This window comes from Enterococcus sp. BWR-S5, assembly GCF_016745255.1.
Classification (GTDB): Bacteria; Bacillota; Bacilli; order Lactobacillales; family Enterococcaceae; genus Enterococcus_L.
The window spans coordinates 133575-157597 of record NZ_JADOEQ010000003.1 but is presented as its reverse complement, the minus strand read 5'-3'; the positions used below and the strand labels follow the sequence as shown (position 1 = coordinate 157597).

Genomic DNA, 24023 nt, shown 5'->3' with positions numbered 1-24023 from the left:
CACCTCTACCTTTTTGGTTTATTTTCATATTCACAGAAGTTCATTACTCCTAGATGTAGTAAACATAATTTTGCTTGATTAAAACATGTTCTTCATAATCCTGTATCCCTTGCTTTAGCGACGCCAATGCTTCTTCAAGCAGATCCTTCATATCAAAAGAATAACCCAAAAAGACATTTTCGAATTGTGCATAAAATGCATTAAAGCCGCATTTCTTTTGGAGTATGTCTAGCTGATTATAGTTATAGTATGTTAGCAGAGTCTTTACAAATTCTTGGTCAAAGCCCTCTTCTTCACTCTGAAGAAGACAGACAAAGTCGATATCTCTATCGTAAATCGCAACATCTCCAAAATCGATAATCCCGCATATCTGATTCGATGCTCTATCAAAAAAGACATTACTTGCCCCAAAATCATTATGAACGAGACAGGTTGTATCTTCAAAATCAGCAGTCAAAATGTGTTTGTACAGTGTATTGATTTTGTCTCTTGAATCTGAGGATACAGCTGGAAGAACCAATGACTTGATGACGTCAAACTCCTTTTGACATTTTTCTTTTTTATCGACGTGAAGTCCTTGAATGGATGTTGTCAGCTTAATCTGGTGCAATGCGCTAAAAAATCCGGCCAGTTCTTTTGCCAGCTTGTTTAGTACCGCTTCATCAAGCGTTTGAATAATTTCAGGAGTCAGTGCTTCTCCCTGTATTCTTTCATAGCCGACAAACACCATCTGCTTAAAATCATCACTTGGTCCAGTGAATAAAACTTGAGGGACATTTATTTGTAATTGGTCTCTTATTTCCATTAACACATGAGCTTCCTTATAAAGATTGGCAGCGGCTGTTGCATGCCTTGGAAACTTAAAGACAAATTGCTCGTTCACAGCATAGGCTTCGCTGTCATAGCCAGCACCTAAAAACTCGATAGATGTTACTGTGAGCTCTGGATAAAAACTGTTTATCATGCATATCTTATCTTTCAATAGGCTTCTACCTCCTTAATGAAAAAACTGCTTGGAATAAAATCAAGAAGTAACTCTAAGAAAATATTGAATCATAGGACCGACTTTTTCTTTACTGACAATTTCAAATTTATCACAAAGTAATCCTTCAAATTCTTCGGTAGACAAATTGTACTTGTCTGGTCTTCCTAAGTACTCCTCAATCATCATGGAAATACGATTTTCCGGACTACCGATATCAGGAACATCAAGCACCAGCTTTGTATTCGGCTTCATGATTCGATGTATTTCCTTCAAAACACTTTCAACAAACGGCTGGTCAAAGTATTCAAGTACACCAATGCATGCACCAATATCAAACTGGTTGTCTGCAAAGGGCGTTTCATGAATGCTACCACAATGCAGTACCCCAACAGTCAAATGTTCAGATTCAACAAAATGCTGCAATAGCTGAATCGTTTTGCTGCTAATATCCACACCATAATAGGTCGAAGGCCATTCCTTGTACCCGCGAAACATCAAATTTAGACAACAGCCTAAATCAACAAATGATTGGCTCGCTGTCGGATTCAGATAGGCAGCTATTTCTTTACGTCCGCTATCAGAAAGTGTGTTGTTTTCGGCAAGTCTTTGATAAGCTGGGTAATCCGGATCATCAATAATGTATTTTGGCAGCTCTTTATACAAATCAATCCCTTTTCTGCCATACTCAATTGCTTTATCATAGGATTGCCTAATTTGTTCAATCTGTTGCTCCACCCTTATTCCCTCCTTATTACGGCTCAATCTGTTCTTTTGTAATAAGTGTATCATAGTTTTTATATGGCTAGAAAACTTTCTTTTATTAAAAGCTGTCAGCGTAAAATTATTCGGTGAAGCATAGCAAAGTGGGGATTCGTTTAACATGCTTATAGCCCTTTTGTGTTTATCTCTGTTAGCTGTTCGAGTGGTATGACTCTAAATTTTGGGTCCCTACTCCCCTTTAGATACAGCTTGAAATCGCTTATAATGATTCTCGTTTTCACTTAGCCCTATTTGTTATTCCTTGAATCAGCCTGATGCTATACTTAATCTAACGAGTCTAAATGAGGTGTTAGTATGAGTAATTTCAAAAAATTTTTAAGTACAATTGCTATAGGAGCAGCTGCGTTAATCAGCGAGTTCGTTTTTAATCAGCCAAATATCGCATTTTGGTTGATTGTTCTTGTTGGCGGCATTACAACCATCTCCATGCTAGTGGGGATGATTCAAACACTAAAATCAGGAAAATATGGTGTAGATATTCTGGCAATTACTGCAATTGTCGCTACCCTTGCAGTTGGCGAATACTGGGCAAGTCTGATGGTTCTGATTATGCTGACAGGCGGAGATAGCTTAGAGGATTATGCCAGTAAACAAGCCGGCAGAGAGCTGCGCTCCTTACTTGATAATTCTCCGCAAACAGCTCATCGCATCCTGTCAAACACCATTGAGGATATTGCTGTAAATGATGTCGAAGTAAATGATTTGCTTCTAGTTAAGCCAGGTGAATTGGTTCCGGCTGATGGTCTTGTTCTTGAAGGGGAATCCTCTGTTGATGAATCTTCATTGACCGGTGAATCAAAGCCTATAGAAAAAAAGCGGTCTGATGAGTTGATGTCCGGTTCAGTAAACGGTGATGCTGCACTTCGGATTAAGGTAACAAAAAAGGCCGCTGACAGTCAATATCAGACGTTGGTTAAGCTAGTCAAAGAGTCTGAAGCAAAACCCGCACACTTTGTTCGTTTGGCAGACAGATATGCAGTCCCTTTTACAATTGTTGCCTATATTATCGGCGGCTTGGCCTGGTTTATTTCAAAGGACCCTGTCCGTTTCGCTGAAGTTTTAGTCGTCGCCTCTCCCTGTCCCTTGATTCTGGCAGCCCCAATCGCTTTAGTTGCCGGCATGAGTCGTTCCAGCCGTAATGGTATCGTTGTTAAAAGCGGGACAACAATTGAAAAGCTGGCACGGGCAAAAATGATTGCCTTTGATAAGACAGGTACGCTAACTGAAGGCAGGTTATTTGTTGATTTAGTCGAACCTGCTTCTTCTCATTTTTCTGCTGAAGAACTACTACGGTTAGCTGCCAGTGCAGAACAGGAATCCTCACATATTCTTGCTCGTTCATTGGTTGCTTATGCAAAAGACACAGAACTGCCGCTCTATTCCGTATCCAATTTAGAAGAGCAAACCGGTCAGGGAATTCAAGCTGAGGTCAATGGGCATTTGGTCAAAGTAGGAAAAGCTGCTTTTGCAAGTGCTCCGCAAGAGGATATGGCTGAACAAACAAGTGTCTGGATAGCCATCGATCAAAAATATGCCGGAAAAATCAGCTTTAAGGACAGTATCCGTCCAGAATCAAAAGATACAATTGCCACATTAAAACAATTAGGATTACAGCGTATCCTAATGCTTACCGGCGATCAGTCCGCTGTTGCCAATCAAATCGCTAATCAAGTGGGGATTACCGAAGTACATGCTCAATGTCTGCCAAAAGAAAAAATTGACGTGCTAAATCAGGCGCCTGAATCTGACCGTCCTGTAATCATGGTTGGTGATGGTGTTAATGATGCACCGGCTTTAGCTATTGCAGATATTGGTATTGCGATGGGCGCCCGTGGTTCCACAGCTGCCAGTGAAAGTGCCGATGCCGTTATTTTGAAGGATGATTTAACTAGAGTATCTGAAGCAGTTAAGATATCACAGGATACAATGCGCATCGCCCGTCAGTCGGTATTAATCGGCATCTTCATTTGTGTATTTCTAATGCTTGTTGCAAGTACAGGGGTTATTCCAGCATTACTGGGCGCTGCCCTTCAAGAAGTTGTTGATACAGTCTCTATCCTATCTGCTCTGCGTGCACGACGAGAGCGATGAATCGCATTAAGGAAGAAAAAGCCGGTGATAACTCCCCTTTCGGTCTTATCACTGGCTTTTTTAGTATAAATAATTAGACTTTGCTGATAATTGTAGGGTAAAGAAACGAATCTTTACCTACGATTTAGATTCTCAAAATGAGCAGTGATGATCGCTCTGATTTCACACATATCTTCGCCTGAATAATCAGCTTCTGACTGGTCGATAGCCATACGTGTCTCTTTATAGGCAATGGTCTGTATTCCTGCCTCTTTGGCTGCCCGTATCCCATGACTGGAATCCTCAATCGCTAACGCGTTTTCAGGAGTAACCCCTAGCTTTTCCAATGTTTTTCTATAGATTTCAGGATTTGGTTTGCTTTCCTTTACGAATTCACCACTGTAAATCACATCAAAATACTTGTCAATCCCACAAGCTTCAAGCACTTCGAGGATATGAGCATATTCTGAAGAAGAAGCAACAGCTAGTAAGCGATTCTGCTGCTTTGCTTCTTCCAAAATAGCTTTGATGTCCTTTCGAAAGAGCGCCGGATAATCTAAGCTATGGTATCTTTCTTCATTGAAGCGAATAAATGCCTGCTTCAGCTCCTCCAAAGAATACTCCTTATTGAGAAACGTCTGCATTGTTCGATACAAATCATCATAGGAACGTCCAACTAACGCACTGTAATCAACAGCTTCATCGTTTGAAACGGCCCCATTTTCTCTCGCAATAAATTCCTTCTGAAACTGATAATCTAAAAACTCAGTATCAACAATAACGCCATCCATATCAAAAATAATCGCCTGTTTGTTCATGCTTTTCCTCCGAATGTTTTTCGTTAAGTGTTCTACTTTACAGCAACAAAGGTTACTAGAGAACTATTGGGGTCTTTTCCATAGCCGATGTCACTCTCTACTGAAGAAAAACCGACAGCTTTCAGAAGCATGGTAAATTCTTCAATTCCGTACCAATAAAGAACGAAGTTAGAAACCTCAGTTTTTTCTATCAATCCTTCTCTCACCAAATCATATCGGTGAATATAGGCCGTTTTTTGTTCGTGCCAATTCATCGTTTGTGCTGTACTGGTGAAGAGAATACCAGATTCCTTGTCCATTGGATAATGACTTGTCGTGACTTCATTTTCAACAAACCATGAAGGCAGTTCCAAATCAATAATTACTTTTCCTCCAACAGTCAAGTGGGTATAAAATGAATGCAGCACAGCAGCAGCATGGCTCTTAGGCAACAGGCAAAAACTGCCAGTCGGCATCATGATTGCTTCATAAGCCACGTTCAACTGAAGCGCTGTCAAATCACCTTGATAAAGCTTTCCCTCGAGCCCTTCTTTTACTAAATTCTTTTTGCATTGCTCCAACATGTGTTCAGAAAGGTCCACACCCTCAATAGTTAACCCTTTCTTGATAAAGGGAATCATCAATCTGCCGGTTCCTACACCTGCTTCTAAAATTTTCCCTTTAACTGATGCCAGCTGTTGATAGTAATATTCCAAATCGCCATTTATTGAATAGCCGATTGGCTTGGTCAGCTCATACATTTTGGTACTCAACTCTCCATACTCAACAAACATAACCATCCTCCTTAAAATCATATTTTCCTATAAGCCAAGTGTAGCGTATTGCTTTCTGATTGTATACCAGTCAATAAAAATAAAAATTTTTTAGTTTTCGCTTGCCTTGAAGTCTACTTCAGGGTTTATGATAAAGGTAAGAAATTGATGAAAGGAAGCGAAAATATGAAAACATTGTATCTGATGCGCCATGGAGAAACACTATTCAATCAACAGAAAAAAATTCAGGGCTGGTGCGATTCTCCCTTAACTGAGAAGGGAAAACAGCAGGCAACGATTGCCAGAGACTACTTTATCTCAAATAACATTCAGTTTGACCAAGCCTTTTCCTCTACCTCTGAACGAGCTTGTGATACATTGGAGCTAGTAACAGACAGTGACTACAAGCAGCTTAAAGGACTAAAGGAATGGAATTTCGGCTCAATGGAAGCGGAGCATGAATATCTAAATCCTCCACTTCCCTATGGTGACTTCTTCGTAGCTTACGGTGGCGAGGAGGAGCAGGCGTTCAAAAAGAGAGTTTCTGACACCCTGCTGAAGCTTATGCAGGAAAGCACTGGTGAGACGATTCTTGCCGTCTCTCATGGCGCTTCCTGCAGACAATTCATGAGGAATTGGGCACATACAAGTACCGTTGACCAAAAAAGCAGGATTGGCAACTGTTGCATTTTAAAATTTACCTTTGAGCAGGACTCGTTTGAGCTTGTAGAAATAGTCAATCATGACTTTTCTGCTCTTGATTAGCTTAGAGATGCACCCTAATTTAATACAGAAAGGAAAAGCCTATGAATATTAAGCAAGTGGCCGATATGTTTGATTTGACTGTCGAAACGATTCGCTATTACGAGCGTGTTGGTGTTATTCCGCCGGTGAAAAGAGACAAGAATGGGTACCGTATATTTACAAAACGTGACTTAAACTGGGTATTTCTAGCCAAAAGCCTTCGAAATGCTGGGCTTTCTATCGAATCTTTGATTGAATTTGCTGCGTTATCTCAATATACGGATGATAAGCGCTTGGCCCAGAAAGATATCTTGAAGGAACAGTTGAAAGAGTTGAATGACAAAATTGAGGATATGGTCCGTGTTCGTGACCTTTTGGAATATAAGATAGAAACCTACGATGAACATCTTGCGAAATTCAGGAGCGGCGATTTACCAGATGACGAAGTTGAGGAACTATGGAAAAGAACGCATTTAAAAGATAATGGAGGGAACCTTTTATGAAAACAATAAAAATGAATAATGGTGTCGAAGTACCTGTTTTGGGATTTGGCACCTTCCAAATTACTGATCCAGAGGAAGCAAAGCAAGCAGTGATGGATGCGATTCAAGCCGGCTATCGACATATTGACACTGCTCAATCTTATCAAAATGAGAAAGCCGTTGGTCAAGGAATTGCCGCTTCCGGTATTGATAGAAATGAGCTGTTCATTACAACAAAAATTTGGGTGGAAAATGTTTCTTACGAAGGCGTCAAAGAGTCCTTCCAACGTTCTCTTACACGACTAGGGCTTGATTATGTTGACCTATTACTAATCCACCAGCCCTACAATGATGTCTATGGTGCTTGGCGTGCAATGGAAGAACTGCTTGAGCAAAAGCTTGTCCGTTCTATTGGGGTTTCAAACTTCCCTGTCGATCGTGCAGTTGATTTAGCCGAGTTCAATAAAGTTACTCCGCAAATGAATCAAATAGAAATCAACCCCTTCAATCAGCAAACAGAAGTTATTAAGGCCTTGAAGGACGAAGGCATTATTCCCGAAGCCTGGGCACCTTTTGCAGAAGGAAAAAATGATATTTTTAACAATCCAACGCTTAATGAAATTAGTAAAAGACACAATAAAACAGTCGCTCAGGTCATTCTCCGCTGGCTTGTGGAGCAAGAGCTTGTCGTTTTGGCAAAATCGGTCAAGCCAGAGCGTATGGCAGAAAATTTAGCGATTTTCGACTTCTCTCTAACGACTGAAGATAAAAATGCTATTGCCTCCTTAAATCAAGGTGAAAGTCAGTTCTTCTCTCATGCTGATCCGGCAATGATTCGATGGATGGCAGAAAGAAAGATGGATGTATAGACTTTGAAAGACAGGCAATCCTGCAGAAGAACATTATCTCTGTCAGGATTGCCTGTCTCTTTATTTCTCACTATTCGATTCCCTTTTCTATAAAATGCTCAGGATACTGCTCCCAATACCCTTGGTACGTGTCATTTTTCTCATCAAAATCAAGCTGATACATTCTAAAGGTCACTTGCTTATTTTTAGGCTGCCATTGTTCCTTATAGGAATACCTGTAGGTTAGTCCAAGCTTTTTCATGACTGCTCCACTTGCAGGGTTATTGATATCATGTGTCGCAGTAATATAGGGCCAGCCTTGATTTCGCAAAAAATCAATGACTGCTGCTGCCGCTTCGGTTGTTACGCCTCGATTCCAAAAATCCTTTCTCACGCCATAACCGAAATCATGATTCTTCTCACCGCTTGCTGTAACATAGCCGATTGGTCTATTATCTTCCTTAAAACATATGGCAAAATAGAAGCCAGCTTCTGTTGAGCAATTTCTCTTCGCAATTCTTTCATGATAAAAATCCAGCGCTTCCTTTTGGCTTTTCAATGGAAACCATGGAAGATAAGTATTCACTTCCTCATCTGCTAAAATCTCATACAACGCCGCGATATCTTTTTCTGTAGATTCAAAGGCTCTAAGAATCAGCCGGTTTGTTTCTATCATTCTTTTCCTCCCACTCATGCTTTTCCTCTATCACTCAAAATAAGCAGCCAGCTTTGCTTGATTTTTACTTTTCAAGTATTTTGTCGGCACCTCATTAAGAGCAGTCAGCTGTTCAAACTGAAACCCACCGGCTCGACCAAGGAGAGGCATATACTTCTCCTCTAGTCTCTTCATCTGCTTAAGAGCAGAAAAAATTTTTTCCTGCGAACCTGTATCAAAGGTTTGAAGCAGCTGCTCTCTTTCCAAATCACATAAATAGTCTAAAACTCGTGTATGCTGCTTTCCATAATTCATTTCATACCCATTATCACAAGCAACTGTCCATGTCATTAGTTGAATCAGCTCTGCTCTTGTAAGATTTAAATAGAACTGTGCCAACAATAGCTCCCCTCTGATTGTCGCCTTTAACGTATTATTGAATTCCCACCAAAACTCTTTAATTGACTGCTCATAGCTGAGCTGTGTTGGCTGCTTCAACCAGTAATCAGAATCATCAGGCATCGGTTTAGTTTCCACCAGTCCTTCTTTGTCTCCAATAATCAAGGTCAAGCTGTCTTCTTCGAGATAAGCAGCTAAAGACGCCAAGGAACGGAACTGGCAATCAATCCGGACGCCATTCGTATATTGCACCAGATAAATGTAGCCATCTCCATTAGGAAACAGCGGTGTTACTGCATCAAGCTCCGGTTCTGTATAAAGAAGAACCTCACCAAATTGAGCTAAAAAGTCCTGATTTTCCTTGTACTTTGAAACCTCTTCAGTAAAAAAGACTACATCATAATCCTTGAAGCAATCATCCGGAATAGCTGCATTGGTTTTTGAACCATTCATTCCAAAAACAAGTAAATCATTATTGCTCTCAAAAAAATCAAGCAGCTGCTGCATCGTTTTATCTTGCAAAAAGACCTCTCCTTATTTTAAGATATTTTCTAATACATTCTTCTATAAATTTCGTCTACCTATAGTAAGATGCTCATCTTGTAATCGTCAATTTCAAGGTGCTCATTACGGATAGGACCATCAACCACAATAAATCCGCATTTTTCATAGAAAACTTTGGCTGTAGCTCGTGCATCAACATTTACTCTTTTGAACCCGCTCTCTGCCAAGTCAGTCACTAAAAAATCCAACAACAAACGGCCATACCCCATTTTCTGATAAGCTTCCTCAACTGCAAAAGCAGTCACATGTGCAATAGAGGGCGCCTCGTCATACGCGCTAATTGTTGCGATCAGCTGCTTATCAACTAAAATACCGTAAAATTTGTTTTGCCGTTCAATTGAAAGGTCCTCTGCAAAGATATCTTTCCCAAGAGGCAAACGTAATATTCGGTTACGAAGCATCAATGACTCTTGATAAATTATTGAATTGCTTTCATATTTAATGCGTTCCACGCTCTTCCCCCTTAATCAGATAATGCACGACTTATTATGTGTTTATACTTCAGTCTGCGCCTCAGCCAAAGATTTCACCATAATCAAATCTATTTGTTCGTCCTCTCCCATAAAAAAGGAATGCTGACCGGATTGAACAAACCCCATTTTTTGATAAAATTTGCGAGCAGCAAGATTCTCTTCCCAAACACCCAACCAAATATTCTTTTTCTTTTTTTCCTTTGCTAGTGCGATAGCCTTTTCAAGTAGTCGATTTCCTAAGCCCTTTCGTTTAAAATTGCTACGAATATAAATACGTTCGACCTCTAGTCCCTCTTCTATAGGATGTTCTGTCTGTGCAGCATTGATATTAAGCTTTAGATACCCCGCCAGCTCTTCCTCCATGTAGATAAAGAAGAAGAAGCTTTCCAGCTGTTGCATTTCCTCTGTTAATTTTTCCAACGTATACGCCTTTTCCAGATATGCAGTAAGATTCTCCTGTGTATTCTGAGCGGCAAACGTATCTGTAAAGGTCTCTATACTGATTTTTTGAAGCGTCTCTAAATCATCAATGGTACATTCTCTAATAAATACTTTCATTCCATTTCCTCCTTTTGCTAATATGAACGACTATTTCCCTTTTTGACATATTCCCAGTCACCTTCAACATTGCTTCTCACTCTTTGAAGCAGCTGCGAAAGTACTTCTGCTTCCTCCAAACTGAAGCCTTCCAGCGCTCGACCATTGGAGTAAATATTCTCTTTGATGATATAAGCTGCTGCCTGCTCTCCTTTTTTTGTTGAAAAGAGTCGTTTATTTTTCTTGTTCTCTTTGTCCATTTTCTTTTCAATAAAGCCATTGCTCTCCAGTTTTTTTATTGCCCTGGCAGCTGTTGTGCGATCCACTTTGATTGTCTCAGCCAGTTTATCTTGAATAATACCGGGATTTTCAAAGATTCTAACTAAATAGAGATACTGCCCTCGTGTAAGCGCAAGGTCCTTGAACTCGATGTTGGCGATAGAATCCAATGCTCGATTAATGATACCAATATCTCTAAGAATATCTACCATCGTCTATTTCTCCTCTCGTCTATTCTCTATTATTCATCTTAAAACAATTTAGTTGCAAATGCAACAAAAATAAGTTTAATTTCTTTTTTAGTTTACATAACATAATTATAGTTAACTTAACATTTATCAATACGATACACATACTTAAAACTTAATTTTTACAAAAAAGCTGAGTACATCTCTGCACTCAGCTTCTATATCAATTCTTATCCCCAAAGACACACTTACTTCTTTTTATTCACCTTTAAAAAGAAATATTGGTAAAGAACGATTGGGAATCTGAGTTTCCTGTTCCCCAACCAACAAAAAGCCCAGCTTTTCATAAAAACCTTTTGCATGTGGATCAGCAACTAGATAGAATGATGTGGCATGTTCCCTTACACACCAAGCAATTAAAAATTCCACTAACTGCTGACCAAGCCCCTGTCCAATGTAGTCAGGCTCTATAAATAAATTGTCTAAAGAACCACTGACCACAAAACGATGTGACCCAATTTCCAGGTCCTTGTTTTCTTGAATAAATGATACATAACCAAGAATTTCCCCTTCATCCTCGAACACAAATACCGTATTCATTTCAATATACTGTTCATGTATCGTCAGGTCCTCTGCCCAGGCATCCATGTAATTCTCCGGATAGCCCCAGTGCTGTTTTGAGCGTTTCGTCAGTATGGTAAGTAGATTCGCTTCTCTTGGCAAAGCCTTTCTAATCATTGTATTCAATGTCCTTCAGTTCAGAATAAGGAATAAATTCCCGGTGTTCTTTAGACTTCAATTTTTTTTGCATCCAAACGACATCGTACCATGTGTCAAACTTATAACCGACTTTTTCAAAAACGCCAACATATTTGTACCCCAACGCCTCGTGGAATCGAATGCTACCTTCATTTTGACCGGTGATGCATGCAGTCAGATTCACCACTTGCTGTGCAGCAAGCTCTTTCTCAAGTGCTTGATACAATAGCTTTCCAGCACCCATCCCTTGAGCAGCTTCCGCTACATAAACAGTCACTTCCACCGTCCAGTCATAAGCTTTTCTTGGTTTATAGTTATGTGCATAAGCATAACCAACAATTCCCTGCTTCTCATCCTCTGCAACAAGATAGGGGTAATTAGGTAAGGTGTCTAACACCCTTTGCTTAAACTCTTCCAGCGAAGGAACACTGTACTCAAACGTAATGGGTGTCTTCAATACATAAGGTGTATAAATAGCGAGTATTGCCTCGATATCCTTTTCTGTAGCTTGCCGAATTGTTAACATAGTAAAACTCCTCCCGAATCCTTCATTTTTCCCGATTTTATTGACTATTTGCTACTTTCTTTCCCTTCAAGAAAACCAGTCAATCACTTGCTGCTCGTTCACAAGCTGCTTCAACGGAATAATCGAACCATCATATTTACTTGTATAGAAAAAGATATACTCATCTGTAATTTCCGTCAGATTAATATCTGATTTCCTAATTGTTTTTGTCCGATCTTCTGAGATGATTGTTAGTTCCTCTTCTGAAAATGCTGCTTCTATTGGTACTTTCTTTTCAACATCATTTTCAAAAAACAGCTTAATCATATCTTTTTTTGCCTTCAATCGATACCTTTTCCAATACAGCTTTGTGGCATTCATCCAGAGTAACCCAAACAGTGCCAACGCAGCCACCGTAATGATTGCAGTAATCTTGACAGAATTTGTTACCATAAACGTAAACAACGGATACAATACAACGATTAATAAAAAAGAAAACCTAGTCCATCGTCGAATACTATCTATGATACTTGGATTTTTATTACTTAAAAAGACCTTTTCTTGATAAATTAAATTATCATCTACTGTCAACTCATAGGAAATCCTAAATTGCTTATCCATCCTTTTCCAACACCAGCTTTCATCAATCTATTTCAGCTCTATTTCAAAAAAACGCAGCTCACAATCATCAATCGTCTGAATCGAACAGGTCTTTCCACCCCAAGGCTCTATCTTGACCGGAGAAATATCTGACCAGCCAGCTTTCTTCACAAAGCTATGTAGCTGTTCAATTCCAGAAACCTTTAAGAAAGCGACCATGCCTTGCTTAGGCTCTCCATAGAACAAATGAATACCGGTAAATGGAGCCAAATGTAGATTCTCGAAGACCGGTGGTGTATCGTAAACACAGCCGTATAGCCCATCTCCGTTTGAGTTCCTTTCATCCACTTCACTATACCAGCCGAGAACAGTTTCAAACCATTGAATGGTCCGCTCCATATTCTTTGTATAGTATACTGGTCCTGTTTCTCTAACAACATACCCTCTTTTCTGGAACGTTTCCACTTCACTCACCTCTCTCAGCAAATTATACCAAAAACACTTGATGTATTTAGCAAAAATATGCTTTTTCTCTACTTTTTTATTTGACATGGCAAGCCTATAAACGAACCGCTCTGATACTGAATAAAAGGATATATGATATAATAGTATAAGATTCAGACAGGAGATGAACAAAATGAGTATGGGTGATAAGCGCTGGTCTGTTGGAAAAAATGATATCGATCGAGATAACAAAATGCTAAGCCGAGATCCTAATCTTTCTGCCTATGTTCCCTCTGATGACTCTATTACGTCGAATTACTCGAAGAAAAACGTTCGAAGAAGAATAATTGCGTTAGTTTTTGCGATAGCCACATTTGCTGCTTTCTACTTTGGCGGAAAAATCCTTCCACTAGAATTATATGACACTATCTGGTTCTTGTTAATTTCCTTGATGGCAAGCTTTGCAGTATATAGATTTTCTGTTAGAAAACGGAAAATGATTTGATGAAACCGCTCTGCTGAATGTACGATCAGCAGAGCGGTTTTTTACTATTACTGTTTTGCTATTCTGTCACTTCTCTATTTAAAGTAAAAATCATTCAGCAAGAAAGTGATTGTTCTTACTCTTAATCCAATGAATGACATTCTCTTGTAATCCGTTCTCAACGTCAATATTTGCGATTGTCTGGACACTATTAATCAATTGCACAAATAATTTGATTGAATGTTCCAAGGCTTTCCAGCTGTCAGCCAATTCAAAATGACCAAAAACATCAAACAGCTCAGCGTAAATATCAGGTTCTGCCCATTTTTTTAGGAAACGACCCCCATGCCATGTATCATAGTCCGCTCCATGCAGGCATTGCTCGTACCATTCAATCAATTGTAAAAGAATGTTCTTATAGTCCATATCTCTAGCTTTAGCCGACCAGTTTTCTTCGCGCAAAAGCTGCTTGCTAATATACATAGTCATAAACCAAAACATTTGGTTAACCTCATTCAGTGTTGCTTCATTCAACGGGAGCTTCTCCGGCAGTACCTCTTGCGTTGGGAGTAACTGCTCTGCCCGCTTGTCATGAGCCAAAATCAGTTTGGCGCCTCTTTTAAATAACCAGGGAATTTCTCCGGAAGCAATATAGCCTTCATATTCCTTACTATCCTTTACGACTAAATCGACCTGATAGCCTCCTGCAAAAAGTGTGAGCCGCTCACTATCACCACCTAGAGTTTTCGTTGTGAAGGAACTCCATATTTCTCCAAACTGAGTCAGGTACTCATTGCTTTTTAAATAATAATCCGGCGTATCTGAGTACATCAAAATATCCAAATCAGACCATTCGTCTGCGGGATGCTTTTTCCTTGCTCGAGAGCCGATAATATAGGCAGCCTTTATATCTTTTCGCTTTTGCCCGACTACTGCAAACTGTTCAACAAATTCAGTATAAAAATCTTGTTTTCCCATCCTATGACCACTCCATTCTTTTCTTTAGTATATCATTTATCGATACACAGCCAGCAGTTATTTTGAGCAATCATAGGCATGTCAGGGCAATCGTTATACTACCTGCTCAATTATTTTCTGAGAAAAGCTTGATTCCGAAAATAATAAGTACGAAACCAGATAGCTTATTGATGATGTTTTGGACTATAGGCTTTTCCAAAATCCCCTTCATTTTCGCCAATAGCAATACATAGCCGGTGTAAATAACCAATGTCAACAGCACATAGGTAAGTCCCAAAAATGCGAACTCTCTCCAACTGGGCGTATCAGAAGAAACAAATTGCGGAAGAAAGGTCAGAAAAAATACCGCTACCTTTGGATTTAGAATGTTCGTAAAAAAACCTTGAACCCAGCTGTTCTTTTTTTCAGCTTCTGCAGTTGTTGTGAGCTGTGTCCCTTTTGAAAAGAGAGAGCGAACCCCAAGATATAAGAGATATACTGCGCCTAGATATTTCACTGTTGTAAATAATGCAGCTGATTTGGCAACGAATGCCGATAAGCCAACAACAGCAAAGATTGTGTGACAAAAAAGTGCTGCGGCAATCCCAAAGACCGTTTTTATTCCTGCAGACTTTCCGAATCCAACCGCATTTTTCGTTACAATGACATAATCAGGTCCCGGTACCAAGATCAATAGAATAACTAAAAATAGAAAACGATAATACTCCCCCATTTTTTTCCCCTCATTCTTTCTTATTTTCTAGTAAAAAACAACCGGAACATTGAAAAGTCCCAGTTGCTTTTTTTAATATAGTATCCGATATTATTTTTTCTGTAAAGACAAAATTTGCATAATCGTTTTCATGACACTGTCATCCTCATTGGTACGAATAATATAATTTGCGGCCTCTTTCGTCTCCTCAAATCCATCACGCATGGCGAAACTGAAAGCACCTCTTTCCATCAGCTCAACATCGTTTAGCCCGTCTCCGAAAACCATCGTTTCTTCATAAGTAATTCCCAGCATATCCTGAAGCTTTTCAACTGTCGTTCCCTTATGCACATTCAAGTTAGAAATATCAATCCAAGCAGCTTCAGAAGCAACAATATAGGCCTTATCAAAAAATTCAGCCAATTTCTCTCTTGTTTTAAAGCATTGTAATTTTTTATCATGAATCGTAATTTTAACAAAATCCTCTTCGATTTCAGTGAAATCATCCAGCTGAATCACCTTTGCATAGGAGCCTTTAACTATTTTCAGTTCATCCTCTGTAATACTTTTCTTTACAAAAGCGGCTGTTGGCGTACAAGCAATAATGGTGTATTCCAGACTGATTGACTCAAGCTTCTTGATAATGCGTAGTCCCAGTTCATTGGGGAGTAATGATTGATAGGCATAGTCATGATTATGCTTGATACGAGTCGCACTATCGCCGAGAATCCAAAAATCCTTTGCTGTTTCAGCACCAAAAAGCTCTTCAATTCGCTCACACTGCTTTCCTGTACATGGTGCGAAGATGACACCCGTTTCCTTCAAGAGCTGCTGCATTTCTTGGAAAAGCTCGCGATTAAAATCACCCTGTCGATTAAGAAAGGTTCCATCCATGTCTGATAAAATTAATTTGATCATTTGTTTTCCTCCTGCCTTTTTAGCTGAATGTATTAAAATAGATTGATTCCTTCATTGCCAACCACTGAATTCCTTTGAAGACATTCTCATCAAAAGAGTCTGTTACCTTTATTTCAGGTCGATTGGGCTGACGTACATAGCCTTCCGTTTCTTCTAACTGCTGCTTTACCTCCACTGCTGAAAAATCATAACCGGATTTAAAGATGACAACCGTGTGCGGTGCGGCAACTCCGTTATAAAGTGTGATAAGATCAATTAAATTCTTAGAGTATTGCTCAAAACTGATAGTTCGAGTGTCCTCTTGATTTAGAAACATAGGTAGATACTTTGCTTCTCCTGCCAACCCTTGATTTCCAACAAGCAAGTAGTTGTTCACAAATATTGAAACACCCGGCATACTCTTCTCAGGATAGTAAATCCCTGTAACTAAGTACATTTTCGGTATCCCCTGATCGATACAATACCCTATTGTAGCCAAATTGGCATCATTCTGAATGTACACAGGTAAATTAACTTCCTCATTGATGCTCTTTTTAAAGTTCCAGCCGTTCATTCTGTCGTACCAACTGGAGGTCACGATATCACCTGCCATTTTTCCGGGAAAAGAGATACCAATTGTCATGATGGAAGGAACCTCTTCATAAAGCTCTTTACTTAGAGCGACTAATTGATTGACGTCAACCGCGCTAAAATCTTCCTCTTTTTCCAAGCGAACAATCCCTTTTAAATTAACAACTCTTACTTTGACTTGCAGCTGCTGCTTTTTTTCTTGGATAGAAAAGAGTAAATAATGTTGGTGGTTGTAATTGAAATAGTAATTCGTCGCCGGCCGTCCCATTTCCTGCTGCACCTGTGCTCCTTCAAGAAAAACACCAGACTCTACCAGCTCCTTTACCAATGCATTGGAGGTGACAACACTTATATTCGCTGCCTCAGCAAGCTCAGCTTTAGTCGCTATCTCCTTTTGATAAAGAAACGTTTTCATTTTCTTTAAGTTCTCTTCTTTAATCAAATGCTTTTTGGTTACAGTCAAATGATCCATACCTCCCGCCCTTAATTAATACACTTAATTAAGTTGTTTAACTAAGTATATATAAAAAAGAAAGAAATGTAAATACCTATTAAATTTATTTTGTAGATGAAGGGTCTTTATGGATTCAAGACAGGCTATATGGACGAGCCAAATAATGATAGACAAACGATTCTTTCAATGGTCAATGACTTACATGCATCTTGCATCTTCATAAATGTAATTAATTTCTTTCATAAAACTATTGAATTGTAGATAAATGTATGTTATTTTATTATTATATTAAGAAATAAGGAGGTTACTCGAATGTCATTCATTTTTGGTGCTTTACAATTTTTATATGATGCAGCTATGACTATCATCGGCTTCTTCTTCTAATCTTTAGAAGCTATATTGTCCTTTAACCCTTCTTTTCTGAGAAGGGTTTTTCTAAAAAAAAACTAGTTGTATCATTCTTATATAAAATAAATAGAAAGGACAGCGAAGACAAGACTCAACTCTTCACTATCCTTCTTCATTTATTTTTGTTTTACATAGAAGCTCAGACCTCATCACCTCTAATTTGTGCAAGCACTTGGATCATTCAGTGACCAAGTCATCAGTTAATGACTCTAATCAACGCTGGCTTGCTGCAGCCAACATTTTTTTGTCAACTTTGTAAAATGCTCAACACGGTATTCATCCAGTGGCGGAACAAACAGCTCTTTTTCCGTCCGCTCATAGAGAAACCCTACCTTTTCCTGTACCCTTTTAGACTGCTCATTTCCTTCATAGTAGCCACACCAGATGTTTTCCACTGCGAGTTCCTCAAAGCAATACGTCAGCACTCTTTTCACAGCTTCAGGAATGTAGCCATTGCCCCAATAGGGAACACCTAACCAAAAACCAATTTCAGCATCCTTTCGATTCATGAAGGGAAACCGAAGTTCTTCATCATTCAGCATAACCCCGATATTCCCAATTACTTGCTCTGGCTTTGTCTTCAAAGCAACTGCAAAAGTATGATCCTGCATTAACAGTTGTTGAATAATCTCCTTGCTGTTTTCAACGCTTGTATGCGGCGGCCAGCCTGTAATCGGACCAACACGTTCATCTTTTGCATACTCAAACAAACACTCCGCATCACTTTCTGCCCAAGGCCTTAGAATTAATCGTTTTGTATGAAGTATCATCTTTTCCCTCCGTTCTAATCATCAGATCCAATTTCTTATTGTTCCTTTTGTAAAAAGCCGTTACTGCCATAATCTTTCACTGTATACTTTTGTTCGCTGTTTTCTATTTGAACTATCCTTACATTTCTTCCCAGCTACTACTCATTTTCTTTGTTTCATTGGCAAAATCATAATAGTGTGGTTTTCTGTCATAAAAAACCTGAAGACCAAAATTTACCTGCTTGATAATGTCAGGAAATAGCTCTGCGTTCATACAATAGTGATCCCTTGCAAGATGGTGCCAAAATAGATAGGTCCCGCATGTTGAACAAAAAGCACGCTCAACCTCAGGGCTCGAATGGTAATAGGTTACAGAAGCTTCATCAAGATGCAATTCAATGTTATCGCTTGTTTCCGGATCGACAGCCATTACGGGACCAGCTGACATCTTTCGGCACATATCGCAATGACAACTATATACGAAGTTGCCATACTCCTTTATGACCAGATGATTTTTCTCGCACAGACAAGTACCTTGGATATTTTGCATAATTTTCTCTCCTTTATTGTCTTCTAAAAAGAACATTTGTTCTTTTTAGTATAGCAGAAAACTAAAGAGAAGGTAACCTGTTGAAGAAAAATATTCGCTTAACCTTGATAAAGAATTCCTTAGTCCCAACAGTTAAAAATGACCTCTCCTACCTTTTCCGGTTGCCAATATGTGCATTGGCTCTGCTCTTGCTCATCGAATGAAAAATAAGCAGCTTGAAATTGTTCTTCCAGCATTTCAGCAGTCAAACAAATGAATGTTGGTGATAAAACAACTGATAATTGCTCACAGTCCACATATTCTCCTTGTTTATTTTGAAAGCCGGCATAGGCATAGTACTCATGTATAAAACAACTAAACTGCTCTTTCCCAAGAACAAACAGGACTTCATAAAAATTTTTGGGATAGGTCGGCGGCTTCCAAGAAATTATTTCTGCCTGTGCTTCCCTTGCAGCTTGATAAAATAAGGTTTTCGGCTCTTTCAGAATATGTCCTTGTTTGACTTCTTTTCCAAAACCAGTGATATTCTTAGGAAAGAATCCTGTGCTAAGTATTTCCATATCCATCCTTCTTTTCTTATTTTTCAGCATACCAGACGGTCTTTTTTACACTTAACCTGTTCTTTTTTTGACAAAAATGGGTCAATATAATGGGACAGAGTAAATTCGACTCTTTTCTCCCCATGGATGATAGCCGTCTCCAATATATGAAAAGCCAGACTTTTCATAAAAACCCACATGATCGGTACATAGGTACAGGTGCTTGAAGCCAAAATGTTTAGAATCCTGCTTAGCTTTATCTATCAGTAATCTGCTCAGCTTCTGTCCTCGAAATTCTTCCTCAATGTATAACGCGCAGAGCCAAGGGTAAAGATCCATTCGGCTAATAAAGTCATTTGTAATTAAACCGGCACAACCTATAATTTGCTCTCCATCGCACAGTAAATACCATTGTGGCAATGGGCCTTCAGCTGTCATTGCGTGAGTAATTGAATTTTCATATAACTTATTCGTCTCCTCACTTCCCCAGTGCAGTTGGAAATAGCTTATTGCTGCCTTCAAATACTCTGGGTGCTTTCTTACTGATATAACTTGCATCCTACATACTCCTCTTTCTAGATAATATAAAAGACTGGGACAATCATACAATCCCAGTCACAAAAAGTCTATTAAAGCCTAACCTATTACTTCCTACTATCAAATCAAGCAAAATCGATAAAACTCATTTTTTCTAGCTTTGCGCGCTTTTTCTACCCTATCCCTGACGCCAGGTAAGGATTTGATCAAGATAGATGCTGAGTAAGTGATAGGCCTTTATTTTTTCCCAAACCGTCTTTTTTAGCTTAAAACTATTCTGGTTGAATAGAGACTCTTTCTTATTATCGGCCTTTAAAGCATCTAAAAATTCCGGTAATTCGTTGACTTTTTCCTCAAAATTATCTAATCCGAAGAAATGATAGTCTTCTTTGTCCAACACCGCATTTTCCCATCGATATTCGATATAGTGAACATGGGTGATTGATTTTCGATAATCAAACTTGCTCAATCGAACCTGCTTATCAAAGCGAGGAGCACTTTCCAGCTCTGAAAAACGTTCCTTTAAGGCCTGGAAATCGGTTTGGAATGGATTGACATCCGGGCGTTCCCTAGGTTGCTTAGGCTTCACATCCACCTCTGACGCTTTCGGTATTATTCGTTGTACTGTTGGTTTCTTTTCATTTGAAGGCTTTTTCTCATCCGGCAGCTTCTCTAATTTGGCATCTACCTTCTCAATTCTTCGTTCCGGTTCTAGGGGTTTCGGCTGTTCCTCTTTTGCTTTCTCTTCCTTATCATCGGTCTCTTTCTCTACTTTTACGGCTTCTGTTTTTTTCTCTGTTTCAGGCTTTTCTTCTTCTGCTAACGGTTCTTCTTCAGTCATCGGAGGAAGAATATTCTCAACGGGTTGTTCTTTCTCCGTTTGTTCTTCTGAAACTTTTTGCATATCAGCTATCAGAGCTTCAAGGTTATCAATTTTACGAGTAAGCATGATATTCTCTTTTTGCAGTGTTGAAAATAACGGCGTAATCTGATTTACATTATCGTCCAGCATCCGTTTCATTTCAGTTAGCTGTTCTTCAAAATCAATCATTTCATGCAGTTTATCAGCCTCAACAACTGTTGTTTGTTCAGACTGCATCACTTCATTGAGCTTCGATAGCTCCTCTTCAATTTTTTGATTCAGATCAGTTTTTAGCTCACTAATTTGCTTCAAAACACCTTCATTATATTCTTCTGATTGAATGGTTAGCTCTTTGTCCAGTTTTTCAGAAATTGCCAAGATTGATTCTTCAAGATTGTTGAGCTTGTTTTCATCTGCGGTTTTCTTTGCCTTTAACAAAACAGTGATAGGCTCAATGTTTTGTGCTGTTTGATGCAGCTCCTTCTTCAAGTCATCCACTTGTTGATTCAACTGTACCGCTCTTTCCAATGATAAATCGGTTGTTGCTTTCATTGCCTCATCTAGCTGAGAGAACCGCTGAACGTTTCTCTCTCCATCTTCTTCCAGCCTTTGTGCTAAATCGGTTCCCAGAAAGCTTATCTCTTCTTTTAAATCAAAATTGCTTTCATCAATTTCACTGGAGAGCTTCTCCTTCAAAAATTCAATTTTCTCCAAGTTTCCTGCAGCGGTTTGTTGATAGACCTCTTTAAGCTGACTTTCAAGGGCTTCATTTCTTTGCTCCGTTGACGAATCTAACGCAGCAATACGCTTCTTCAGTTGTCCAAAGCTGTTCTTTTCCTTTTGAAGGATTTCCTGAAGATGCTCTGTCATCAGCTCATTCCCCAGAACGACTGCTTCCTGAAGCTCCTGATAATGAAGTACCTGCTGCTTTTCAGCTGTCATCAGCTGCTGGCTGATTTTCTGTTCTATTGCCGGTTGAATCGCAGACACCTGCTCTGAAAATGACTTTCTCAGCTCACTGACTTCTTGAACCAGACGGTTATTCCACTCATCTTTCATTTCCTGAAGCGCAGTCAACACAGGTCTTTCCTTATTTTCAGCTTGACGTTTGCTCTCTAAAAGAGCCTTTTCCTCGTTGGTCATTTTAAACGCAACAATTAACTCTTGCTTTAAATCTTCAATTCTTCTTTTTGACAGCGGATACTTACAAGTACTTTCAATTCTCAGTTTAATTGAGCTGTCTTCAAAAAATTCAATAAATCCATCTTCTACTTTAATATACGGATTTCTCTTCTGGAAGGTATTTAGTCCTCCTGCAATAATCTTCTCAATTTTCTTATCATCGGTATAATTAGAGAAAACCACTTCAAAAATACTAATGCTTCCCTCTTTTTCGTCCAAAAACTGGACATCCATATAAAAATTCATGTGTCTCTTCTCCCAACATTCTTTTCGCTCTAACTCTTTTAAGTTTTTTCATTCTAAAATAATATATTTTTGAAGAAAATCGAAGTTGATTTTCTTTTTAAAAACTCATTTTTCTACAAATGAACATTTCTTATTCTAATTATAGCAAAAACACCAGCCAAAATAACTGGTGTTTTCATAGTTTTTTGAAATTTATTGGTTTTTCTGTATGAAAAGTACTCTTTTTCATTTTTAATAGAGAAAAACTGTTTTTTTAAGAAGGGGAAAGCTGTAGGTATTAGTCATTCGACTCCGAATTTAGTGCATTGTCAATTGATTTCAAAATGACTTTACTGCTGTTTGTCGCACCACTGACTGTGTCAACCTCTAATGATTGCTGACTTACAACATCCTCAACAATCTTTTCTGCTTTTTCACCAAGCTCAGTTTTGTGTTCAACGAGCTCAACAGCCGAAATTTTATGACCCTTCACAGTTACCTTTGTTTTCGCACCAACCAATAAGGCATCAAAATGGCCTGAGTATACACCATCAGAAACCTTTGCCAAGTCAATTGGTTGAATCTCAATATCCGCTACTATCTGCTGGTACTTATACGCCCTATAAAGATAATTCCCACCGAAGATCAAGCCAATACCAACAATGAATCCTATCCCGGAAAGCAGTATTTTTTTCTTATTTTTCATTTGTATTCCTCCTACATCAAACCTTGAAGTAAAATTTTGAACCCGTAATTTCTAAAAGCTGTCAGCGACATATCTGATGTTTGCGTGAAATACGCTTCTTTCTTATCAGCCATTCTGATTATTCCGGAAATTGAGGACCACATTAGGTAAATAACCTCAGGAAACTTTATCTCACTGGATATCATACCGTCTGCAACCCCTTTTTCTAAAAGCTGTTGCAAAATACCGTTTATCTCCTCACCAATATCATAAATGGCATTCAAAATGGGCAATTCCGAATTAATATCTATTGTTTCCAGTAACGTATCAAAATATAGAGGATACTTCTTTTGAAAATTAACCATTTCCTGGCATAGAGAAAAATATTGATCAAAGAAATTTTGTTCCTCTTCAATCACTTCTTCCAATATCTTTTTTTGCATAACAAAACTACGATACGTAACTGTATAATAAATCTCTTGCTTACTTTCAAAATACTTGTAAAGAGTAGTTTTGCTATAATTTGCCTTTTTTGCAATCATATCCATTGTGGTTGTTTCTACACCATTATCTAAAAACAGGCTTTCTGCGGCTTCTATTATTCGTTCCCTATGAAATTGGATCACAGCTTCTCTTTTGTCCATTATTCATTACCTTTCTGTACTACAAGTTCATTAATTATACCAATAGTACACTTCATATTCAATAAAAAAAGACAAATATCACAACAAATAGCTGCGTATATTCGCCTAAATTCTGAAATTAATGCCTAAAATCAGCTTTTTCTGCTCCTCTTTAAAACTGATAAAGCATAATGAACTCCTCTTCATTTTCATCAATAATCTTAAACCCTAAATCTTTATACATGAAAAACGCATAGTTATCTTTTTGAACAGCAAGTGATGCTTGAGCATAACCAGCTCTTTTTAGCTCGACTAGCATATGCTCCATCAAGCTTTTTCCTATCCCCTGCCCTCGAAACTCCTCAAGTACTGAAAGCGCAAATTCGGGGGTCTCATTATTCAAATGACCAAAGCCCTTTGTAGAGCCTCCAAGAATTCTTGTCCAAACAGCTCCAACTACTTTAGCGTGAGATTCAGCGACTAGGCAATAATCTGTCTTCTTTCCAAAATCTTTTATGTATACATTGATATCAGGTTGCTGAATAATACTTTTAGGCAGCTTTTCGACTCCCGGACGTTGGAAAATGGCTTCATAGATAAAGGTATCCAGCAAATAGATTTCTTCTGACCTTAGTGCTCTGATTTTATAAGACATTGTTTCCCCCTTTTCAGATAGTCTATCATAA

The 24023-nt window shown here is 38.7% G+C and carries 30 protein-coding genes; 5 read left to right on the top strand and 25 right to left on the bottom strand.

The annotated features are described in order from the left end of the window. Positions 1 to 49 precede the first annotated feature (49 nt). Positions 50 to 982: a phosphotransferase family protein gene (locus tag IW510_RS05585; protein ID WP_236674619.1), complete on the bottom strand. Its 933-nt coding sequence runs from the start codon at positions 980 to 982 to the stop codon at positions 50 to 52. Positions 983 to 1024: 42 nt separating this feature from the next. Then, a complete protein-coding gene (locus IW510_RS05580) occupies positions 1025 to 1720 on the bottom strand; it encodes a class I SAM-dependent methyltransferase (RefSeq protein WP_202057705.1) in 696 nt (231 codons plus the stop codon). A gap of 339 nt (positions 1721 to 2059) precedes the next feature. Between IW510_RS05580 and IW510_RS05575 the strand changes: the two genes are divergently transcribed. Continuing rightward, entirely contained in the window at positions 2060 to 3856 is a 1797-nt protein-coding gene (locus tag IW510_RS05575; RefSeq protein WP_202057703.1) for a heavy metal translocating P-type ATPase, read from the top strand. Positions 3857 to 3969: 113 nt separating this feature from the next. Here IW510_RS05575 and IW510_RS05570 read toward each other — a convergent pair whose 3' ends face one another. Together IW510_RS05570 and IW510_RS05565 are read right to left on the bottom strand one after the other, a co-directional pair. Further along, the gene (locus tag IW510_RS05570) at positions 3970 to 4653 is read right to left on the bottom strand and encodes an HAD family hydrolase (RefSeq protein ID WP_202057702.1); all 684 of its coding nucleotides are present in this window, start codon (positions 4651 to 4653) and stop codon (positions 3970 to 3972) included. 32 nt (positions 4654 to 4685) lie between these two features. Further along, on the bottom strand, positions 4686 to 5426 hold the full coding sequence (locus tag IW510_RS05565) for a class I SAM-dependent methyltransferase (protein WP_202057701.1): 741 nt from the start codon (positions 5424 to 5426) through the stop codon (positions 4686 to 4688). 165 nt (positions 5427 to 5591) lie between these two features. Between IW510_RS05565 and IW510_RS05560 the strand changes: the two genes are divergently transcribed. Genes IW510_RS05560 through IW510_RS05550 form a run of 3 tightly spaced genes read left to right on the top strand, consistent with a single transcriptional unit; the run spans position 5592 to position 7500 of the window. Continuing rightward, positions 5592 to 6170, top strand: coding sequence for a histidine phosphatase family protein (locus tag IW510_RS05560; RefSeq protein WP_202057700.1), 579 nt, complete (start codon positions 5592 to 5594; stop codon positions 6168 to 6170). Positions 6171 to 6211: 41 nt separating this feature from the next. Then, positions 6212 to 6652 carry a MerR family transcriptional regulator gene (locus IW510_RS05555; RefSeq protein WP_202057699.1) on the top strand — a complete coding sequence of 147 codons (441 nt, stop codon included), beginning with the start codon at positions 6212 to 6214 and terminating at the stop codon, positions 6650 to 6652. Continuing rightward, positions 6649 to 7500, top strand: coding sequence for an aldo/keto reductase (locus IW510_RS05550; protein WP_202057698.1), 852 nt, complete (start codon positions 6649 to 6651; stop codon positions 7498 to 7500). Before IW510_RS05555 ends, IW510_RS05550 begins: the two co-directional genes overlap by 4 nt. 70 nt (positions 7501 to 7570) lie before the next feature. Here the strand turns inward: IW510_RS05550 and IW510_RS05545 are convergent, their stop codons facing one another. The 9 genes from IW510_RS05545 to IW510_RS05505 form a co-directional block, all read right to left on the bottom strand. Beyond that, entirely contained in the window at positions 7571 to 8155 is a 585-nt protein-coding gene (locus IW510_RS05545) for a GNAT family N-acetyltransferase (RefSeq protein WP_202057697.1), read from the bottom strand. Between the two features lie 30 nt (positions 8156 to 8185). After that, entirely contained in the window at positions 8186 to 9055 is an 870-nt protein-coding gene (locus IW510_RS05540; protein ID WP_202057695.1) for an aminoglycoside 6-adenylyltransferase, read from the bottom strand. Between the two features lie 59 nt (positions 9056 to 9114). Continuing rightward, positions 9115 to 9549 (bottom strand): GNAT family N-acetyltransferase, encoded by a 435-nt coding sequence (locus tag IW510_RS05535; RefSeq protein WP_202057693.1) that lies wholly within the window; start codon positions 9547 to 9549, stop codon positions 9115 to 9117. Between the two features lie 42 nt (positions 9550 to 9591). Then, the gene (locus IW510_RS05530) at positions 9592 to 10128 is read right to left on the bottom strand and encodes a GNAT family N-acetyltransferase (protein WP_202057691.1); all 537 of its coding nucleotides are present in this window, start codon (positions 10126 to 10128) and stop codon (positions 9592 to 9594) included. 17 nt (positions 10129 to 10145) lie between these two features. Next, positions 10146 to 10598 (bottom strand): MarR family winged helix-turn-helix transcriptional regulator, encoded by a 453-nt coding sequence (locus IW510_RS05525; RefSeq protein ID WP_202057689.1) that lies wholly within the window; start codon positions 10596 to 10598, stop codon positions 10146 to 10148. Positions 10599 to 10832: 234 nt separating this feature from the next. Next, the gene (locus tag IW510_RS05520) at positions 10833 to 11312 is read right to left on the bottom strand and encodes a GNAT family N-acetyltransferase (RefSeq protein WP_202057687.1); all 480 of its coding nucleotides are present in this window, start codon (positions 11310 to 11312) and stop codon (positions 10833 to 10835) included. Further along, positions 11305 to 11859, bottom strand: coding sequence for a GNAT family N-acetyltransferase (locus IW510_RS05515; RefSeq protein WP_202057686.1), 555 nt, complete (start codon positions 11857 to 11859; stop codon positions 11305 to 11307). Before IW510_RS05515 ends, IW510_RS05520 begins: the two co-directional genes overlap by 8 nt. Positions 11860 to 11925: 66 nt before the next feature. Next, positions 11926 to 12459: a YcxB family protein gene (locus IW510_RS05510; protein ID WP_202057684.1), complete on the bottom strand. Its 534-nt coding sequence runs from the start codon at positions 12457 to 12459 to the stop codon at positions 11926 to 11928. Between the two features lie 27 nt (positions 12460 to 12486). Continuing rightward, the gene (locus IW510_RS05505) at positions 12487 to 12990 is read right to left on the bottom strand and encodes a hypothetical protein (RefSeq protein ID WP_202057682.1); all 504 of its coding nucleotides are present in this window, start codon (positions 12988 to 12990) and stop codon (positions 12487 to 12489) included. Between the two features lie 85 nt (positions 12991 to 13075). Here IW510_RS05505 and IW510_RS05500 point away from each other — a divergent pair, with 85 nt between their 5' ends. Beyond that, complete coding sequence (locus IW510_RS05500; protein ID WP_202057681.1) at positions 13076 to 13387, top strand: hypothetical protein; 312 nt, start codon at positions 13076 to 13078, stop codon at positions 13385 to 13387. A 90-nt stretch (positions 13388 to 13477) separates the two neighbouring features. Here IW510_RS05500 and IW510_RS05495 read toward each other — a convergent pair whose 3' ends face one another. The 12 genes from IW510_RS05495 to IW510_RS05440 form a co-directional block, all read right to left on the bottom strand. Beyond that, complete coding sequence (locus IW510_RS05495; protein WP_202057680.1) at positions 13478 to 14344, bottom strand: aminoglycoside 6-adenylyltransferase; 867 nt, start codon at positions 14342 to 14344, stop codon at positions 13478 to 13480. Between the two features lie 106 nt (positions 14345 to 14450). Beyond that, on the bottom strand, positions 14451 to 15056 hold the full coding sequence (locus IW510_RS05490) for a LysE family translocator (protein WP_202057679.1): 606 nt from the start codon (positions 15054 to 15056) through the stop codon (positions 14451 to 14453). A 90-nt stretch (positions 15057 to 15146) separates the two neighbouring features. After that, entirely contained in the window at positions 15147 to 15953 is an 807-nt protein-coding gene (locus IW510_RS05485) for an HAD family hydrolase (RefSeq protein WP_202057677.1), read from the bottom strand. Positions 15954 to 15972: 19 nt separating this feature from the next. After that, positions 15973 to 16995 (bottom strand): ROK family protein, encoded by a 1023-nt coding sequence (locus tag IW510_RS05480; RefSeq protein ID WP_202057676.1) that lies wholly within the window; start codon positions 16993 to 16995, stop codon positions 15973 to 15975. Positions 16996 to 17594: 599 nt separating this feature from the next. Then, positions 17595 to 18155 carry a GNAT family N-acetyltransferase gene (locus IW510_RS05475; RefSeq protein WP_202057675.1) on the bottom strand — a complete coding sequence of 187 codons (561 nt, stop codon included), beginning with the start codon at positions 18153 to 18155 and terminating at the stop codon, positions 17595 to 17597. Positions 18156 to 18273: 118 nt separating this feature from the next. Further along, on the bottom strand, positions 18274 to 18684 hold the full coding sequence (locus tag IW510_RS05470) for a GFA family protein (RefSeq protein ID WP_202057674.1): 411 nt from the start codon (positions 18682 to 18684) through the stop codon (positions 18274 to 18276). A 119-nt stretch (positions 18685 to 18803) separates the two neighbouring features. Continuing rightward, the gene (locus IW510_RS05465) at positions 18804 to 19244 is read right to left on the bottom strand and encodes a hypothetical protein (RefSeq protein WP_202057673.1); all 441 of its coding nucleotides are present in this window, start codon (positions 19242 to 19244) and stop codon (positions 18804 to 18806) included. Between the two features lie 81 nt (positions 19245 to 19325). Next, positions 19326 to 19781, bottom strand: a complete 456-nt coding sequence (locus IW510_RS05460) for a GNAT family N-acetyltransferase (protein ID WP_202057672.1) — start codon at positions 19779 to 19781, stop codon at positions 19326 to 19328. Positions 19782 to 19938: 157 nt separating this feature from the next. Continuing rightward, positions 19939 to 22050, bottom strand: a complete 2112-nt coding sequence (locus IW510_RS05455; RefSeq protein WP_202057671.1) for a hypothetical protein — start codon at positions 22048 to 22050, stop codon at positions 19939 to 19941. 277 nt (positions 22051 to 22327) lie between these two features. Continuing rightward, the gene (locus tag IW510_RS05450) at positions 22328 to 22735 is read right to left on the bottom strand and encodes an FMN-binding protein (RefSeq protein WP_202057669.1); all 408 of its coding nucleotides are present in this window, start codon (positions 22733 to 22735) and stop codon (positions 22328 to 22330) included. An 11-nt stretch (positions 22736 to 22746) separates the two neighbouring features. Beyond that, entirely contained in the window at positions 22747 to 23358 is a 612-nt protein-coding gene (locus tag IW510_RS05445) for a TetR/AcrR family transcriptional regulator (RefSeq protein WP_202057668.1), read from the bottom strand. Positions 23359 to 23509: 151 nt separating this feature from the next. After that, complete coding sequence (locus tag IW510_RS05440) at positions 23510 to 23992, bottom strand: GNAT family N-acetyltransferase (protein WP_202057667.1); 483 nt, start codon at positions 23990 to 23992, stop codon at positions 23510 to 23512. Between the last annotated feature and the right edge of the window lie 31 nt (positions 23993 to 24023).